Source organism: Bradyrhizobium sp. USDA 4504, from assembly GCF_054063995.1.
Genome location: NZ_JBSSGV010000001.1, coordinates 5530663 through 5548256 on the forward strand (window position 1 = coordinate 5530663; position 17594 = coordinate 5548256).

General features: G+C 64.8%; 15 protein-coding genes. 6 read left to right on the forward strand and 9 right to left on the reverse strand.

Annotation, left to right across the window (positions count from 1 at the left end):
- Positions 1–22 precede the first annotated feature (22 nt).
- The gene (locus ACVMB1_RS26015; protein WP_200844556.1) at positions 23–535 is read right to left on the reverse strand and encodes a hypothetical protein; all 513 of its coding nucleotides are present in this window, start codon (positions 533–535) and stop codon (positions 23–25) included.
- A 433-nt stretch (positions 536–968) separates the two neighbouring features.
- On the opposite strand from ACVMB1_RS26015, the gene ACVMB1_RS26020 reads away from it, so the two are divergent.
- A complete protein-coding gene (locus ACVMB1_RS26020) occupies positions 969–2432 on the forward strand; it encodes a catalase (protein ID WP_253589226.1) in 1464 nt (487 codons plus the stop codon).
- A 49-nt stretch (positions 2433–2481) separates the two neighbouring features.
- Here the strand turns inward: ACVMB1_RS26020 and ACVMB1_RS26025 are convergent, their stop codons facing one another.
- From ACVMB1_RS26025 to ACVMB1_RS26045, 5 genes are all read right to left on the reverse strand, one after another.
- On the reverse strand, positions 2482–3318 hold the full coding sequence (locus ACVMB1_RS26025; RefSeq protein WP_076824982.1) for an IS5 family transposase: 837 nt from the start codon (positions 3316–3318) through the stop codon (positions 2482–2484).
- A gap of 262 nt (positions 3319–3580) precedes the next feature.
- The gene (locus tag ACVMB1_RS26030) at positions 3581–5920 is read right to left on the reverse strand and encodes a Tex family protein (protein WP_141340393.1); all 2340 of its coding nucleotides are present in this window, start codon (positions 5918–5920) and stop codon (positions 3581–3583) included.
- A gap of 121 nt (positions 5921–6041) precedes the next feature.
- Positions 6042–6896, reverse strand: a complete 855-nt coding sequence (locus ACVMB1_RS26035; protein ID WP_141340392.1) for an amidohydrolase family protein — start codon at positions 6894–6896, stop codon at positions 6042–6044.
- The gene (locus tag ACVMB1_RS26040; protein WP_141340391.1) at positions 6893–7939 is read right to left on the reverse strand and encodes an aldo/keto reductase; all 1047 of its coding nucleotides are present in this window, start codon (positions 7937–7939) and stop codon (positions 6893–6895) included. The genes ACVMB1_RS26035 and ACVMB1_RS26040 overlap by 4 nt, the downstream gene beginning before the upstream one ends.
- A gap of 866 nt (positions 7940–8805) precedes the next feature.
- Complete coding sequence (locus tag ACVMB1_RS26045; RefSeq protein ID WP_076826962.1) at positions 8806–9120, reverse strand: monooxygenase; 315 nt, start codon at positions 9118–9120, stop codon at positions 8806–8808.
- 66 nt (positions 9121–9186) lie between these two features.
- On the opposite strand from ACVMB1_RS26045, the gene ACVMB1_RS26050 reads away from it, so the two are divergent.
- The gene (locus ACVMB1_RS26050; protein WP_057017458.1) at positions 9187–9780 is read left to right on the forward strand and encodes a TetR/AcrR family transcriptional regulator; all 594 of its coding nucleotides are present in this window, start codon (positions 9187–9189) and stop codon (positions 9778–9780) included.
- Between the two features lie 49 nt (positions 9781–9829).
- Complete coding sequence (locus ACVMB1_RS26055; RefSeq protein WP_057017457.1) at positions 9830–10234, forward strand: GFA family protein; 405 nt, start codon at positions 9830–9832, stop codon at positions 10232–10234.
- Between the two features lie 154 nt (positions 10235–10388).
- On the opposite strand, the gene ACVMB1_RS26060 is transcribed toward ACVMB1_RS26055, so the two are convergent.
- Positions 10389–11507 (reverse strand): branched-chain amino acid ABC transporter substrate-binding protein, encoded by a 1119-nt coding sequence (locus ACVMB1_RS26060; RefSeq protein ID WP_038382395.1) that lies wholly within the window; start codon positions 11505–11507, stop codon positions 10389–10391.
- Positions 11508–11592: 85 nt separating this feature from the next.
- On the reverse strand, positions 11593–12582 hold the full coding sequence (locus ACVMB1_RS26065; protein WP_141340389.1) for a cupin domain-containing protein: 990 nt from the start codon (positions 12580–12582) through the stop codon (positions 11593–11595).
- A gap of 24 nt (positions 12583–12606) precedes the next feature.
- On the opposite strand from ACVMB1_RS26065, the gene ACVMB1_RS26070 reads away from it, so the two are divergent.
- Together ACVMB1_RS26070 and paaZ are read left to right on the forward strand one after the other, a co-directional pair.
- Positions 12607–12798: a hypothetical protein gene (locus ACVMB1_RS26070; RefSeq protein WP_141340388.1), complete on the forward strand. Its 192-nt coding sequence runs from the start codon at positions 12607–12609 to the stop codon at positions 12796–12798.
- A gap of 116 nt (positions 12799–12914) precedes the next feature.
- Positions 12915–14942, forward strand: a complete 2028-nt coding sequence (paaZ, locus tag ACVMB1_RS26075) for a phenylacetic acid degradation bifunctional protein PaaZ (RefSeq protein WP_456849932.1) — start codon at positions 12915–12917, stop codon at positions 14940–14942.
- Here paaZ and ACVMB1_RS26080 read toward each other — a convergent pair.
- Positions 14875–15609, reverse strand: coding sequence for a TetR family transcriptional regulator (locus ACVMB1_RS26080; RefSeq protein ID WP_456849359.1), 735 nt, complete (start codon positions 15607–15609; stop codon positions 14875–14877). The genes paaZ and ACVMB1_RS26080 overlap by 68 nt on opposite strands.
- Positions 15610–16191: 582 nt before the next feature.
- Here ACVMB1_RS26080 and ACVMB1_RS26085 point away from each other — a divergent pair.
- Positions 16192–17580 carry an FAD/NAD(P)-binding protein gene (locus tag ACVMB1_RS26085; protein ID WP_168855357.1) on the forward strand — a complete coding sequence of 463 codons (1389 nt, stop codon included), beginning with the start codon at positions 16192–16194 and terminating at the stop codon, positions 17578–17580.
- Positions 17581–17594 lie beyond the last annotated feature (14 nt).

Sequence of the window (17594 nt, forward strand, 5' to 3'; positions counted from 1 at the left end):
AACGGTGCGGTTGGTTGGGCTATCACCAATAGTCCCCGCACACATTGACCCATTGCAGACCGTAAGCCGTCCATACCCTGCGGTAGCAGCCGTAGTCATAGCCGGCGTAGAGATAGGGCGCGCCGAAGAATGCGAAGCGATGGAAGCGGTGGTGGCGGAAGAAGCCGCCATGATGGAAGAAGCGCGAACCGTGGAATCTGGCGCCGGCAAAGCGCGGGCCGATCGCCGGTGCACCGACGAAGCGGGGACCACCAACGTGCCCGCCCGCGAAATGCCCGCCGCCGCCCATGGCGGCGAACGCCGCGCCACCGCCACGCATTCCGCCGCCGAAACCACCGCCATGCATGCCGCCGCCAAAGCCGCCACCGTGCATGCCACCACCCATGGCACCCATGGCACCACCGTGGCCGCCACCGAAGCCACCTCCGCCATGTCCGCCACCACCACCGCCGCCTCTGGCGAGGGCAGCGGGTGCAAGCGCAACGCTGACAGCGAGCGTCGCTGCCGTGAGACACGTGAGAAGCCTGTTCTTCATGAAATCCTCCCTGATTGGGACCGCGGCGAACTCGTATCGCCGCACGCGAGCATGATCAGAAGACGCAAGCCGATGCCCGACTTCAACTGACAAATGCGCCAGATTCTGACACCGGATTTAGAATTCGCGTGCCGGCATACCGAGCGGCAGTTGCCCGGACCGGCGGCCACGATTGCGTTGGCCGGGATCGACGGACATTTGGCTGGAATCGGCGGATAGCGCTCGTTGAATCGATCGGCCGCGGTTCTTAATCCTGCAGCTGTCGGAGAACAACGACGGCGTCGAGGGATCGCAGACCCGCTTCACAATTTGTCAATCACCGGACTCTGCCCTCCCCGCGGCCGTCATCCAACCCGCGATGCAATCACCTTTCGCCTGGCCTCCCTGCGGGCGCCGGGACGGCGAAGTGCTGACCTTCAGCAAGGAGCTTTCGATGAGCGACGAGACCAAAAGACCGTTTCTGACCCACGCCTCCGGCGCCCCCGTTGCCGATAATGTGAACATCCTGACGGCGGGGCCGCGCGGACCCGCATTGCTGCAGGATGTCTGGCTGATCGAGAAGCTGGCGCATTTTCACCGCGAGGTGATCCCGGAGCGGCGGATGCATGCCAAGGGCGCCGGCGCGCACGGCACCTTCACCGTCACCCACGACATCACGCGCTACACCAAGGCCAGCATGTTCTCGGAGATCGGCAAGCAGACGCCGATGTTCGCGCGGTTCTCGACGGTCGCCGGCGAGCGCGGCGCGGCGGACGCCGAGCGCGACATTCGCGGTTTCGCGCTGAAATTCTACACCGATGAAGGCAATTGGGACGTGGTCGGCAACAACACGCCGGTGTTCTTCTTCCGCGACCCCTTGCGCTTCATCGACCTCAACCACGCCATCAAGCGGCATCCGCGCACGGGGGTGCGCGACCCCGACATGAACTGGGATTTCTGGACGCTGCTGCCGGAAGCGCTGCACCAGGTCACCATCGTCATGAGCGAGCGCGGCATCCCGAAAAGCTTCCGTCACCAGCACGGCTTCGGCAGCCACACCTACAGCATGATCAATGCCGACAATGAGCGCGTCTGGGTGAAATTCCATTTCCGCACCCGGCAGGGCGTTCAGAACCTGACCGATGCCGAGGCCGAGGCGCTGGTCGGCAAGGACCGCGAGAGCCACCAGCGCGACCTGTTCCAGAGCATCGAGCGCGGCGACTTCCCGCGCTGGACGCTGTTTATCCAAGTGATGACGGATGCACAGGCCAAGGCATTCCCGTTCAATCCGTTCGATCTGACCAAGGTGTGGCCCAAGGCGGATTATCCGCTGATCGAGGTCGGGTATTTCGAGCTCAACCGCAATCCGGAGAACTTCTTCGCCGAGGTCGAGCAGGCGGCGTTCACGCCGGCGAATGTCGTGCCCGGCATCGGCTATTCACCTGACAAGATGCTGCAGGCCCGCCTGTTCTCCTATGGCGACGCGCAGCGCTACCGGCTCGGCGTCAACCACCACCAGATCCCGGTCAACGCGCCGAAATGCCCATTCCACAGCTATCACCGCGACGGTGCGATGCGCACCGACGGCAATCTGGGCGCCACGCTGACCTACTGGCCGAACAGCCATGGCGAGTGGACCGATCAGCCGCAGCTGAACGAGCCGCCACTCGAATTGTCAGGCGCGGCCGCGCATTGGGATCATCGCGTGGATGACGACCACTGGCAGCAGCCGGGCGACCTGTTCCGCAAGATGAATGCCGCGCAAAAGCAGGCCCTGTTCGACAACACCGCCCGTCAGGTCGGCAACGCGTCGAAGCACATCCAGGAACGGCACGTCGCGAATTGCAGCAAGGCCGACCCGGCCTACGGCAAGGGCGTCGCGGATGCGCTGGCGAGGTTTGCTGCCGGAGAGCTGTAGCCGGGACGGCCCCCTTCGGCCCCGTCATCCTGAGAGTCTGACTCATAAATCACCCAACCTTAGCTGCGGCCGCGAGTCTGCGGGTCAGGAGCCTGATGTGTGCAATCAGCAGCCAGGCAGCTTCGGTTGCCACCGTCGCCTCGAAATCCTTGGCGAGGCGGCGGCATCTGCCGAACCAAGCGAATGTGCGTTCAACCACCCACCGCCTCGGCAGAAGCTGGAAGCCTTTGACGCCTTGGGGCCGCTCGACGATCTCGACAGTCCATGGACCGCAGTCTGAGAGCGCGTCGAGGAGTTGATTTCCGCGGTAGATCCGGTCGGCAAAGACGTGGCGCAGCCGGGGGAAGTTCATCCGCACGTTCTTCAGCAGCGGTACGGCGCCATGGCAGTCCTGAACGTTGGCCGGATGAACATGAACCCCAAGGAGGAGGCCATTGGTATCCGTCACAATGTGCCGCTTGCGGCCGTAGATGCGCTTGCCTGCATCGTAGCCGCGCGGTCCGCCAGCTTGCGTGGTTGGCGCACTTTGACTGTCGATCACGGCTGCCGTCGGCTTCGGTGTCCGTCCAAGCTTTTTTCGCGCCCGTCGGACAAGCACGCTGACAATCCTCTGCCACCGGCCTGTATCCCGCCATCTATAAAAATAGCCCTGCACCGTCGAATAGGGCGGGAACTCCTGCGGCAACGCCCGCCACTGGCAGCCGGTCGAAACGATATAGAGGATCGCTTCGATCACACGACGCAGCTCCGTCTTACGCGGCCGGCCGCGCCGGTTCGCTCGCGGCAACAGGCGTCTGATCACCGCCCACTCCGCATCGGTCATATCGCTTGCATAACGCAGATCGTCCCGCCGATATTGCTCCCGAGTGATCTTGGTCCAGGGCATCGTGCTCTCCCTCGAATCTTTGCAAATCCGATGGAATCACACCCCACTGAGATCACTCACCCATTTTTCAGTCAGGCTCTGAGGTGCCCGCGGAGCGGGCCTCGAAGGATGAATCGGCCAGAAATGGGGCCGTGCATCCTTCGAGGCTCGCAAGAGCTCGCACCTCAGGATGACGGGGACAGCTTAGGCAACTCAGCCAGAAGCGTCAGGTGGTCGATTTCGAACAAGGCGGCGAACTCGGCTCGAAGCCCTCCTCCGCGGCTCAGGTCGGCTTGCCGCGTCCGTTCTTCTCGGCCGCGCGGCGCAGCGCGTCGGCGAGCGCGCCGCCGCCGGACTGCTCCTGCGGCCGGCGCGGAGCCGACGACGTCATCTTGCCGGAGCCGCGGGAGAAATCGCGCGACGGCGCCGCATTGTCCTTCTTCGGCCCGATCTCGTCGTCAAGCCGCAGCGTCAGCGCGATGCGCTTGCGCGCGACCTCGACGTCCAGCACCTTGACCTTGACGATGTCGCCGGGCTTCACCACCTCGCGCGGGTCCTTGATGAAATTCCGCGACATCGCCGAGATGTGCACCAGCCCATCCTGGTGCACGCCGATATCGACGAAGGCGCCGAATGCGGCGACGTTGGTCACGGTGCCCTCGAGGATCATGCCCTTCTTTAGGTCCTTGACCTCCTCGACGCCTTCCTTGAACACCGCCGCCTTGAACGCCGGACGCGGATCGCGGCCGGGCTTTTCCAGCTCGCGCAGAATGTCGGTGACGGTCGGCAATCCGAACGTATCGTCGACGAAGGATTGCGGCTTGAGACCCCGCACCACGTCGGCATTGCCGATCAGCGCCTTGATGTCGCTCTTGGTCGCCTCGAGGATGCGGCGCACGACCGGATAGGCTTCCGGATGCACGCCGGATGAATCGAGCGGATCCTCGCCATTGCTGATACGCAGGAAGCCGGCGCACTGCTCGAACGCCTTCGGGCCGAGCCGCGGCACCTCCTTCAGCGCCTTGCGCGACTTGAACGGGCCGTTGGCATCGCGGTGCTGCACGATACTTTGCGCCAGTCCCTGGCCGATGCCCGACACCCGCGCGAGCAGCGGCACCGAGGCGGTATTGGCATCGACGCCGACCGCGTTCACGCAGTCTTCCACCACGGCATCGAGCGAGCGGGCGAGCTTGGCCTCGCCGAGATCGTGCTGGTATTGGCCGACGCCAATCGCCTTCGGATCGATCTTGACCAGCTCGGCCAAGGGATCCTGCAGGCGCCGCGCGATCGAGACCGCGCCGCGAATGGTGACGTCGAGGTCGGGCAATTCGTTCGAGGCGAAGGCCGAGGCCGAGTAGACCGATGCGCCGGCTTCGGAGACCACGATCTTGGTCATCTTGCGCTCGGGCAGCCGCTTCACGAGCTCGGCGGCGAGCTTGTCGGTCTCGCGCGAGGCGGTGCCGTTGCCGATCGCAATCAGCTCGACGCCATGCTCGATCGCGAGCTTGCCGAGAATGGCGAGCGCCTCATCCCAGCGCCGCTGCGGCTCGTGCGGGAAAATCGCCGTATGCGCCACCACCTTGCCGGTCGCATCGATCACCGCGACCTTGACGCCGGTGCGATACCCGGGATCGAGCCCCATGGTGGCGCGCGCGCCGGCCGGCGCCGCGAGCAAGAGGTCGCGCAGATTCGAGGCGAACACGCGCACCGCCTCGGTCTCGGCCGCCGTCCACAGCCGCAGCCGCAAATCGATGTTGAGGTGGATCTGGATTTTGGTGCGCCAGGCCCAGCGCACCGTCTCGGTCAGCCATTTGTCGCCCTTGCGGCCCTGGTTGGAGATCGCAAAGCGGTTCATGATCTTGAGCTCGTAGAGGCCGGGCTGGCCTACGACCGGCTCCTGCGCCTCCGGCTTGATGGCGAGGTCGAGGATCTCTTCCTTCTCGCCGCGGAACAGCGCCAGGATGCGATGCGACGGCAACTTCGGCAGCGGCTCGGAGAAATCGAAATAGTCCTTGAACTTCTCGCCTTCGGTCTTCTTCCCGGTGCGGACGGTCGAGGCCATGATGCCGTTCGACCACATCTCCTCACGCAGCGCGCCGATCAGGTCGGCATCCTCGGCGAAGCGCTCGACCAGGATCGCGCGCGCGCCGTCGAGCGCCGCGGCGACGTCGGCGACCTGCTTCTCGGCATTGACGAAGGGCGTCGCGGCCTCGTTCGGATCGCTCTCGGGCTGCGTCAGAAGCTGATCGGCGAGCGGCTCGAGGCCGGCCTCCTTGGCGATCTCGGCCTTGGTGCGACGCTTCGGCTTGTACGGCAGATAGATGTCCTCGAGCCGGCCCTTGCTGTCGGCGGCCATGATCTGAGCCTCGAGCGCGGCGTCGAGCTTGCCCTGCTCGCGGATCGAATTGAGCACCGCGGTACGGCGCTCCTCGAGCTCGCGCAAATACGTCAGCCGCTCTTCCAGCGTACGCAGCTGGGCATCATCAAGCGCGCCGGTGAGCTCCTTGCGGTATCGCGCGATGAACGGCACCGTGGCGCCGCCGTCGAGCAGCGTCACCGCCGCCTCGACCTGTTCGTCGCGAACCCCCAGCTCCTGCGCAATCTGATGATGAATCTTTGCCACGCCTGTCTCTCTGAAATTCCGTTGCGCCGCCGGATCACCGATGGCGCGGAGGTCGCTTATGAACCATCCCGGATTGATTCATCAAGACGCGCTGTGGATCAAATTGGGCGCGGGCTGCAATCTATTTCCGGGATGTTGGCCGTCCGCGGCTTGACAAATAAACCCGCGCCGAATTGCCGCCGAAAATCGCAGCTCTTGCTTCACTTGACAAATCAGCAAGTAGGCACTCCGCGGCTGCGAACCAGTACGCATAGCCGCCGGCGAGGTTGACGACGGGCCAGTCGCTGCCCCACAGCATCCGCTGCGGCCCGAAACATGCCAGTGCATGATCGACGGCCTCGCTGAGATCGGCAACCTGCCAGTTCGGTGCCGCCTCGGTCGCAAGACCCGAGAGTTTGCAGACCACGTTGGATCGTGTGGCGAGGCTTGCGATGTCGTCCTTCCAGGCCGCGATGTCGCCGGTCGCAAGGTGCGGCTTGCCGAAATGGTCGAGCACGAATTGCAGGTCCGGATGGCGATCGACCACCTGAATGAGCCGCGGCAAATGGCGCGGCAGCACCAGCGCGTCGAAGACCAGGTCATGCCGCGCCATGGCCTCGAGCGGCGCCGCCAGTTCGGGGCGCAGCAGCCAGTCGTCATCGGCGATGTCCTGCACCATCGGCCGCAGACCGACCAGGAGCTCGCGCCCGGCAAACGCGTCGATCCGCGCCGCGGCATCGGCGGCGTCGAAGTCGACCCAGCCGACCACGCCGCGCACCTGCTCGGCGCCCTTTGCGGTATCGAGCAAAAATGCCGTCTCCGCTTCGGTCGGCGCGGCCTGCACCAGGATGGTGCCTTCGATCCCGGCCGCGGCGAGATGCGGCGCGAGATCGGCCAGGCCGAAGTCGCGGTAGATCGGCCCGCGCTCGGGCGTCAGCCAGCCGTAATCGGCGCGCGCCAGGGTCCAGACATGGTGATGGGCGTCGATCCGCATCATGCCGGCACCGGCGCATGCTGGTCGAGCAGCCCCTCATTCTTCAGGTCGCGCCACAGCGCGGCAGGCACGGGCGACGACAACGCGGCGACGTTGCGCTCGACCTCCTGCGGCGTCTGCGCGCCGAGCACGAGGCTTGCCACCGCCGGATGGCCGAGCGCGAAATGCAGCGCCGCGGTCGGCAGCGCCACGTTGTGGGCGCGGCAGACCCGATCGATCGCCGCCACCTTCTGCATCACGTCCGGCGGCGCATCCCTGTAATTGTACTTGGCGCCGGCAACCGCGCCGGTCGCCAGGATGCCGGAGTTGAAGACGCCACCGAGCATCATGCCGATGTCCTTTGCTTGCGCCAGCGGCAGGAATTCGGCGAGTGCGGGTTGCTCGAGCAGCGAGTAGCGGCCGGCAAGCAGCATGGTGTCGAACGTTCCGGCCTTGGCGAAGCGCACGCACATCTCGGCCTCGTTGACGCCGATCCCGATGCCCTTGACCACGCGCTCGGAACGCAACTTGTCGAGCGCGACATAGGCGCCCTCCATCGCCGCGCGAAACCGCGCCTCGATCGCGTCAGCTCCGTGGGTCCAGACGTCGACGTCGTGGATCAGCAGCAGGTCGATGCGATCGGTGCCGAGCCGCAGCAGCGACTGCTCCACCGAGCGCATGGTGCCGTCATAGGAATAGTCGAACACCGCGCGATGCGGCGCGCCGCCGGCGAAATTGGAGCCGTCGCCGCGGCCGTGGAACGGGTCCATCCAGCGCCCGACCTTGGTGCAGACGACGACGTCGTCGCGCGCCACGCGGCGCAGCGCGGTGCCGCTGCGGTGTTCGGCGAGGCCATGGCCGTAGAGCGGCGAGGAATCCAGCAGGTTGACGCCCAGCGCAAACGCCCGCTCCGCTGCTGCGATCGCAGCAGTGTCGTCGAGCCGTGCGAACAGGTCGCCGAGCGGTGCTGTGCCGAAGCCGAGAATGGAGACATCGAGCCCGGTGCGGCCGAGCCTGCGGCGTGGCAGTGCCGGGGAGCCTGGATCGGAGGATTGTTGTTGGGTCATTATGGCCTCCCGCCTGCGTTTCTTGTTAGCCCCTCATCAGACTAGCGTCGTTGACCGGGATCGTGAAGAGACCTTGGCGGCCGACGCCGCGGTGTGGTCTCTCATCGCGCACGCACCACATCGCTAAAATGCAATGCACAGCTTCACGTTGCCTATCGGCGGGAAATAGGCTATGGGAGCGCTCCGCAACTTCAACGCAGGAGGCGACGATGTTCAGGTCTGTGCGCTTCCCGGGTTCGCCGCGCGATATTTGACGCGCGTCCCGGGATCGGATCCCGGGTAAAATCGCAACACCCACCCGCAATCGAATCTGCCGCGGGCCTTGGGCTCCGCGCTTGCGGAACTTTTGTCATGACCTCGACGCTTCAGGTGACCTCTCGTCGCGAGCCACACGCTCCGTGCTGCTCGAACATCAGCTGCGGAGGTATCATCCACACGTTCAGGGAAGGGTCCGCGCGCTGCCATGCGGCACACGCGTCTTGCGGACCTTGCTGCGCGCTTTCCTGCGCTGTTGTTCGCGCTGGCGGTCCCGCGAGCCGGGATCGCGTCGGCGCGCGCACGCGCATGCGTCATCGACGGCCGCTCGCTCGCGGACGCCGCGGCCGCGGCGGGCATTCCGCTGTGGCGGCGCAGATTGCCGCAGGAAGCATTCACCGCTCCGATCACGGGACTGCCCGATGACGAGCTGTTTCGCCGGCAGATCGCGAACCACCTGCCGCCGTCACCGAAGCTCGCGCCTATCTGGCTGAAATCCGTCGCGGCGGTTGCCGAGCTCGCCATGGGCCGGCGGCGGTCTGGATCGCGCGCGAGCTGGTCCCAGCGCCGCCGCGCACCCGTGATGCGCATCCGCCTCCGCCGCGTCGTTGCTAATCGTCGGCAACAATCTGATGGGCAAGGTTGTCGACCACCACAGGACTCTCGAAATAGGTCACCGTCGGATCGGCGCCATATTTCTCGCGGGCGCGGGCGCGCCACGCATCGGTGTAAAGCGCCTCCGCCTCCACCCTCGAGTTCCAGAAATAGATACCGCCGGCCGTCATCCCGTCCTCGGACAGCAAATAGGTCTTTCGGAACAGCCCCTGAATGCCGCGATAGATCGGCGCGGTGCTCAGGAAGATGCTGCGGGCTTCCTCGCGCGTGATCGGCTTCGGCAGCTTGAACGTCGTGACAGCGGTAATCATCCGGATCTCCTCGGGTTCATTCTTGACATCATTGTCAATATTGACGATTGTGTCAACAATGAGCCGATGGAGTGGATCGAAATGGTGGGCGTGCGTCAGTTCGACGAGGACGAGATGATCGCAACCGCGCTCGACGTGTTCTGGCGCAAGGGCCTGCACGATGCGACCATGCAGGACCTCGCGGCCGCGACCGGCGTCCAGCGCGGCAGCCTCTACAACGCCTATGGCGACAAGGAAGCGATCTTCCTGCGCGCCTTCGATCAGTATGCCGCGCAATTCCTGGACGCGGCCGGCAGCGCGCTGGCGCAGGGCGATACCTCAGCGAGACTGAGGGACTTCTTTGACATGATCATCGTCAACATGACGAACGGCACGCCGCAGCGGGGCTGCCTGACGACGCGCACTGCGCTGGACGCTGCCATTTCGAGCGCGGATGTGCGTCAGCGCGTGCTGGACGTGCTCACCCGGCTCGAGCAACTGGTCGGCAAAGCCATCAGCGCGGCGCCGAACAGGCGCAGCACGGCCGATGCAAACCGGCTGGCGCGCGTCATCGTGACGTTCACGCGCGGGCTCGCCGTGATGGAGCGCGCCGGATACAGCCGCAAGCAGTTGAGGGAGTCGGCCACCACATTCATCGATGCCGTGATTGGCGACGCCTGAGGCGGCGTCCTTGTCGCGGCGACGGCGTCATCGAATGGGAGAAACCAGCATGCAGGAACGGAACGGCGGCTGCCTGTGCGGCGCGGTGCGTTACACGCTCAAGAGCGAACCGCGGAGCATCGCGATATGTCATTGCACACATTGCCAGCGGCAAAGCGGCAGCCTGTTTTCATTCAACCTCGTGATCCGCGAAACCGACTACCAGCAGTCGGGCGAGACGGTGGCGTTCGTCGACAAGGGCGACAGCGGCCATCCGGTCCATCGTCATTTCTGCGGGCGCTGCGGGTCCCCTCTGCTGGCGAAGACCGCATTGATGCCCGGCAAGGTCGTGGTGAAAGCCGGCACGCTCGACAGCATGGAGGGATTGCAGCCGCAGGCCGAGATCTATACCGATCGCGCCGTCGCATGGCTCGCGCCGATCCCCGGCGCTGCGCGCTTTCCCCGGAACATGTGACCGGATGCGCCGACCACGGGCGCAGCGGGAAACGATTCAGCCTGGCCAGGGTTGCCTCCGTTCCGATTGCATCGGAACGGAGGCTCTCGATTTTGCTTTGACGCGTTTTCCTCACGCGAACCGGTATCCGCTTCGCTCGAAAACGCTCTGGCGATCATTGACCGGCCGGCAATTCGGCGTAGTTGCCGTCCTTGTCACGGCGGTACACGACGTAGTCGATCAGGGTGATGTCACCCTTCGGCGTATAGCTGATCTTGCCGAGCACGGTATCCCAGCTTCCGGCCTTGATGGCCGCCGCGACCTTCTTGGCGTCGGTGGTCTGGGCACGGGCCGCGGCCTGGCTCCAGATCTGGAACGCGGCATAGCTGTAGAGCGTGTAGCCGTCGGGATCGATGCCCTTGTCCTTGAACTTCTTCAAGGTCGCGGCCGCGGTCGCCTTCTTGCGCGGGTCGGGCGAGAAGGTAAACAGCGAGCCTTCGGCAAGCGGACCTGCGATCGCGGCGAACTGCTTGTCGACCAGGGCGTCGCCGCCCATCAGCACAGCATTGACGCCCTGCTCGCGCATCTGGCGCAGGATCAACGCAGCCTCGGCATAATAGCCGCCGACATAGACGAAATCGATCGACTCTTTCTTGAAGCGGGATACCAGAGCGGCAAAATCCTTGTCGCCCTTGGTATAGGCCTCATAAAGCTTTTCCTTCACGCCCGCGGCGTTGATGGCGTTCTTCGTTTCGTCGGCAAGGCCTTTGCCGTAGGTCGTCTTGTCGTGGATGATCGCGACGTTCTTGGTTTTGTAGTTCTTGATAATGTAGGCGGCCGCAACCGTGCCCTGCTGGTCATCCCGGCCGCAGACACGGAACGTGTTCCACAACCCGCGCTCGGTGAATTGCGGATTGGTCGAGCCCGGCGTGATCTGCAGCACATTGCCCTCTGCATAGGCGTCCGACGCAGGGATCGAGGTCGATGAGCAGAAATGCCCAACGACGAACGGAATCCTCGCGCCTGCCATCTTCTCGGCAACCGACACCGCCTGCTTCGGATCGCAGGCATCGTCGCCGACCTCCAGCTTCAGCTTCTTGCCAAGCACGCCACCCGCCGCATTGATATCGGCAATCGCGAGATCAGCACCGTTCTTGAACTGCTGGCCGAAGCTCGCCTCGGAGCCGGTCATCGGCCCGACCACGGCAACACTGATATCCTGTGCCATGGCGGCGCCGGACAAGGCCAGGCTCGCGCCGAGCGCAAGAAAATATCCTCGAAGTGCAAACTTCATCACATTCTCCTCGATGGTCTCAAGTCGCCTCAATGCATCGCAGTCGACGAATCCGCCGATTGCAACGATCACCGGGGGCTGCCTTTTAAGCGCGAGACGATCGGCAGGCTCGGACTGAGGCGACGGGGGATTGGACATATGCGACATCGGGCAACAATGTGAAACACGTTGTCGTGCATTGACGTCTGAAATCGCCCGCAGCGGACGTGATTGGGCGGCGATGTTGGGTGCGCGACAGCACACAGGCTGGCCGAGAGCGCTGTTTGCGACGTCGCCCGAGATCGACCAGATGCCGGACGACGGCGCCGCGCAGCTCGGGCGTCGCGAGCTGGTAGCTGTCGTCAAGCTCCCTGATGTAGAGCGCCAGCAGACGCATCGCCTCGGTGTTCGCGGGCAACGACCGGTTCAGCATGTCCTCGGGATCGCGGACCAGCAGTGCCAGCGCCTTGCGCGGGAGCCTGAGACCGACGAAACGGCTCGGCGAGACCGGGACCACCATGTTGCCCACCTCCGCGCTCGACTCCAGCACGGCCTGCCCCGGGCCCAGCTCGATGTCGCGGCCGCGCTGCGACGCGCGGGCGTTGCCGCTCGTGATGATCGTCAGCACAAGGTCGTCATTGCCGTCGAACAGCTCGCGCGGCCGTGCGATCTTGAGGTTGCTGCACGCCCAGGACACGATCCCGAGCCCAGGCAGCTCGCGCACATTGGCTTCGGCATGGAACGCGCCGACGCTCAGTGGCTCCGGATCGAGCTTCACGATCATCCGCCCGATCTGCTCGCGAAAGATCGGCAAGCGGTCGCGCTCGCCGAAATCCGCGGTCGAGAACCGAAACCCGGCGATATCCGGCGACTGCATCGTCACCGGCTGATCCTCATGGCGGCAGGAGGTGGCCGGTGATATTCGGCCGATTTGTGGCAGCATGACACCGCGCGTAAGCACGGTCCCGTGCTTACGCGTCGGCGCTTTGCTGGCCGACAGGCGATGCTCGGCCGGATCATCCTGACGTTCTTGTCGGATCTGAAATCGCAACCGAGACCGAAATCGTGCTCGCTCGATATTGCCCGGTGTCGTCATCCCAAGCCGTTACGCGGATTATAATTGACTGACCGGACGGTCAATAGTAATCCAAGCGCACGTCACGCAACCTTCGGCCACCAGAAGCCGCAACGGGAGGTCATCATGGTCAGCGATTTGGTGTTGACCGATATCCGCACCGGATATCGCGTCGTGACGCTCAACGCCTTTCTCGAAAAGCGCGCGACGCGCTTTGTCGGACGAGCCAAAGCTTGAACGTTCGGATTGAACATTCCGCCGTCAAGGCGAGACGCATCATTGATCACAAGTCAGAAGGTCCAATTGCGATGACACAGCCTCAATCCAGTGGTGCACGGACGGCGGGCAACGTCATGAAGCTCGACAGCTTCGTGCGCGGAAAATGGTCCGGCCCGGGCGAACCGGCAGCCGAGATTCACAGTGCCGTCACCGGCGATGTGGTGGCGGTCACCACCAGGAGCGATCTCGACATGCGCGAGATCCTCGCCTATGGCCGCGCGATCGGCGGCAAACATCTCAGAAAGCTGACGTTCCATCAGCGCGCGGGCCTACTGAAGGCGCTGGCCGACTATCTGACCCAGCACAAGGACCGGCTCTACAAACTGTCATTCCACGCAGGCGCAACCCGCACCGACGCAATGATCGACGTCGACGGCGGCATCGGCACGTTGTTCGCCTATGCCGGCAAGGGCCGCCGCGAGCTCCCGAACAGCAAATTCCTGCTCGATGGCAACGTCGAAGGGCTCTCCAAGGCTGGCGCATTCGCCGGTCAGCATATCGTGACGCCGCTGCACGGCGTCGCAGTGCACATCAACGCATTCAACTTCCCGTGCTGGGGCATGCTGGAGAAGCTGGCGCCGGCGCTGCTGGCCGGCGTGCCCGTCGTGACCAAGCCCGCGACGGTCACCTCCTATGTCGCCCACGAGCTGGTTCGGATCATCACCGAATCCGGCGCGCTGCCCGAAGGCGTGCTGCAATTCATCGTCGGATCGACCGGCGACTTGTTCGACCATCTGACCTGCCAGGACGTCGTGTCCTTCACAGGCTCGGCCGACACGTCGCAAAAACTGCAGCGGCATCTGGTCATCGCGCGCGAGGCGGTCAGGTTCATCGCCGAACGGGATTCGCTGAACGCCGCAATCCTCGCTCCGGACGCAGTGCCGGGAAGTCCGGAGTTCGACCTCTTCGTCAAGGAAGTGGCGAAGGAGATGACGGTCAAGGCCGGCCAGAAATGCACCGCGATCCGTCGCGCGCTGGTGCCGTCGGCACGACTCGATGCCGTGATCACGGCGCTGCGCGACCGTCTGGCCAAGGTCACGATCGGCAATCCCGAAAACGACAAGGTCAGGATGGGGCCGCTTGTCGGGCTCGGCCAGCGCAGCGATGTGCTTGCCCATGTCGCGAAGCTTCGCGCCGAAGCCGAACTGGTGGCCGGCGATCCCGGCAACTTCGCGCCGCTCGATGCCGACGCGAAGCGCGGCGCCTTCGTTCCGCCGCTGCTGCTGCATTGCGCCAAGCCGCTCGCCGCATCCGCAGTCCACGCGATCGAGGCGTTCGGCCCTGTCAGCACCGTGATGGGTTACGACGATCTGGAGCAGGCCATCGCGCTGACCAATCGCGGCGGCGGCAGCCTCGTCGCATCCATCTACACGCACGACATCCCGGCAGCGACCGAACTGGCATTTGGCATCGGCAGTTTTCACGGCCGCGTCGCGATCATCGACCGCGACTGCGCGAGCGAGCACACCGGACACGGTTCGCCGATGCCGCAGATGGTTCACGGCGGCCCCGGCCGGGCCGGCGGCGGCGAGGAACTGGGCGGCGTCCGCAGCCTCCAGCACTACATGCAGCGCACCGCATTGCAGGGATCGCCGGCGATGCTGAGCGGCGTCACCGGCCGCTGGTTCAAGGGCAGCCCGATGCTCGAAGGCGACCTGCATCCGTTCCGCTATCACTATGACGATCTCGAGATCGGCCGCACGCTGGTCTCGAAGTCGCGGCAGGTCACGCTCGACGACGTCGAGCACTTCGCGCATTTCACGGGCGACACCTTCTACGCCCATATGGACGAGGAAGCGACCAAGGGGCATCCTTTCTTCCCGGGCCGCGTCGCGCATGGCTATCTGCTGCTGTCGTTTGCGGCCGGCCTGTTCGTCGATCCCGACTACGGGCCGGTGCTGGCGAATTACGGCCTCGACTCGCTGCGCTTCGTCAAACCCGTCCAGCCCGGCGAACAGATCCAGGTGCGGCTGACGGCGAAGGAGAAGATGCCGCGCAACAAGCAATATGGCGAGGTACGCTGGGACGTCGAGATCACGACCGGCACCGGCGAAACCGCGGCGACCTACGAGCTGCTGACCATGAACGCGATGCGGGGTTAAGAGGCGCGTCAGAGCAACTCGGCCTGTCGGCCGCGCCGGCCGATTTCGCCCTGCCGCGCGGCCGGGTGGCGCCGGCCGCGGCATCGTCGGCGCCGGCCAGCACGAGCTGCGCGACGAAACCGGCATATTCGGCGCGGGTCATCGGCCCGCCCTCGCGAAACCACATGTAATGCCAGTTCAGCATGCCGAAGACGCTCATCGTCAGCGGCTTGAGCAGGCGCTTGTGCTTCGCCGCCGGCACGGCGGCGGCGAGTGCGTCCGACATGATCCCGACCAGGATCCGCTCGCTTGCGAGCAGCGGCTGCTGCTTGTCCTTCGGCAACAGCTTGAGACTTGAGATCTGGACCTGATGTTCGGCGTCGGCATGCCGGTAGAGCTCGAGCAGGGTCGCAACGATCGTCCTGAAGCGCGCGACCGGATCGCCGGCCTGTGCGCTCGCCTTGCGGACCGCGGCCACCAGCTTCGCGAGGTGCGACGACAGGATATCGAACAGGATCGCTTCCTTGTCGGGATAATAGTGATAGAGCAGCGCCTTCGAAACCCCGCAGGCATCGGCGATGGTGTTCATCGACGTGCCGACATATCCCGATGCGGCAAACAGCTGGGCCGAGCGATGCAGCATCAAGAGGCGCTTGTCGTCATAGTCCTTGGCGCGCGATCGGGCCATGTCTTGTCCGTTTCACCAGGCGGCCGTTCGGCCATCGTCCAGAGATGTCAGTCAATAGTCGCAAGGTTCCGGGACCACAGCCCCGCCTCCGAACCGCTATTTATTGACCATCCGGTCGGACAATTCCATAAGCCCGGCGATCGGGCAACATTGCCCGGAATGAATTTTCCTGGCGCCGCGTCGCGAGAGCATCTCTCTGCTGCAAATCGCCTCGCCATGCGCGTCTGATTGCAAAGTTCGCGGCGCCGCCGAGTTTCGCGCGCGTCCCGAACAGGAGCGTGTTATCGTTCATCGAACGGCTCGGAATGCGAAGGAGGCTCTGGGTGCGGACATCCTCTTGGCTCCACGTCCTTCGTCGCGCGGCCCGTCGGCTGAAGAGATGGCAGCGGCGGCTGGCCCGCGCCGCCAACCCCGACGGCAAGGACATGCACGAACTCTTTCTGTTTGGTCCTCACGGCTGATCGCTCGTTGGCGCGACGCATGCCCAGTCGAGACCGCAGCAGATGTGATCCATCGCCACGCCGACGTCAGTCTGCCCACGCCGCACATGTCGTGCGGCAGGATCACGCACAGAGCGATAGCATGACAGCTCCTCGAGCGCGTCACGTCATCATCGTCGGCGGCGGTGCAAGCGGCGTCCTGCTGGCGCACCAGCTACTGCGTCAACCGACGGACGATGTCCGTGTCAGCCTGATCGAGCAGCGTCCCGACATCGGGCGCGGCATCGCCTATCATACCGGCAATCCGGATCATCTGCTCAATGTACGGGTCGCGAATATGAGTGCGCTGCCCGACCAGCCGGACCATTTCTGGCACTGGCTGATCTCGCGCGGGGCGGACGCGCCGCTCTGCCCTGATCCCTATTGCTTCGTGCCGCGGCGCATCTTTGGTGACTACATTGCCAGTCTGCTCGAGCAACAGGCGTCCGATCAGGCCAACATCCAACGCCTGTCGATCGTGCACGGCAGATGCATCGCGATCCGCGAACGGCGAGGCGACGTCACCGCCAGCCTCGACGACGGCCGGCAGCTGATCGGCGACATCGTCGTTCTCGCAACCGGACACGATCCACGCGCGAACAGTCCGGGACATGCCGATCCCTGGGCAGCACCGTCTGCCGCTGCGATCGCCGACGACGCGACCGTCCTGATCCTCGGCACGGGCCTGACGATGGTCGATTACGTGCTGTCGTTGCTGCGCGACGGACATCGCGGGCCGATCGTTGCGATGTCGCGCCGAGGCCTTCTCGCGAAACCGCACCGCCGGGTCGACGCCGTGCACATCGAGGAGGCGGAGGTCCCCTTCGGCTCCGGAATCGGCAGCCTGCTTCGCTGGCTTCGCGGCCGCATCGACCGGCACATCGCAGCGGGCGGCGATTGGCGCAGCGTGATCGATGGGCTTCGCCCCCATACCCAGCGACTGTGGCGTGAGCTCCCGCTTTCGTCCAAGCGCCGGTTCCTCGAGCACGCACGCGCCTGGTGGGACGTGCATCGGCATCGGATGGCGCCGCAAGTGGAGGTCCGGATCACTGAAGCGATCTATGGAGGCCGGCTCACCCCGATGGCCGCAAAGCTGATCTCGGCCGAGCCCGACCGGACAGGCGCGATCGTCAGTTACCGGCGGCGCGGCGAGAGCAGGCTCCGTCGCATGCATGTCGGCGCCATCGTCGACTGCTCCGGCATTGTCAAGGATCCGCGCGCAACCGCCAATCCCGCGGTGCGCAGCCTGCTCGAGCTTGGCCTGGCGCGCGTCGATCCGCTCCGCATCGGCATCGAAACCGATCGCAATTGCGCGATCATCGGTCACGACGGCGTCCCATCGCGCCGCCTGTATGCCGTCGGCCCGCTCACGCGCGCCGCGTTCTGGGAAATCAGCGCAATTCCCGACATCCGCAACCAATGCGCCGAGCTTGCCGCTCTGCTGGTTCACTCCGACGAGGGGCGGCGACTCGCATCCCTCGCGCGCGTCTAGAACCCCGTTCCGAT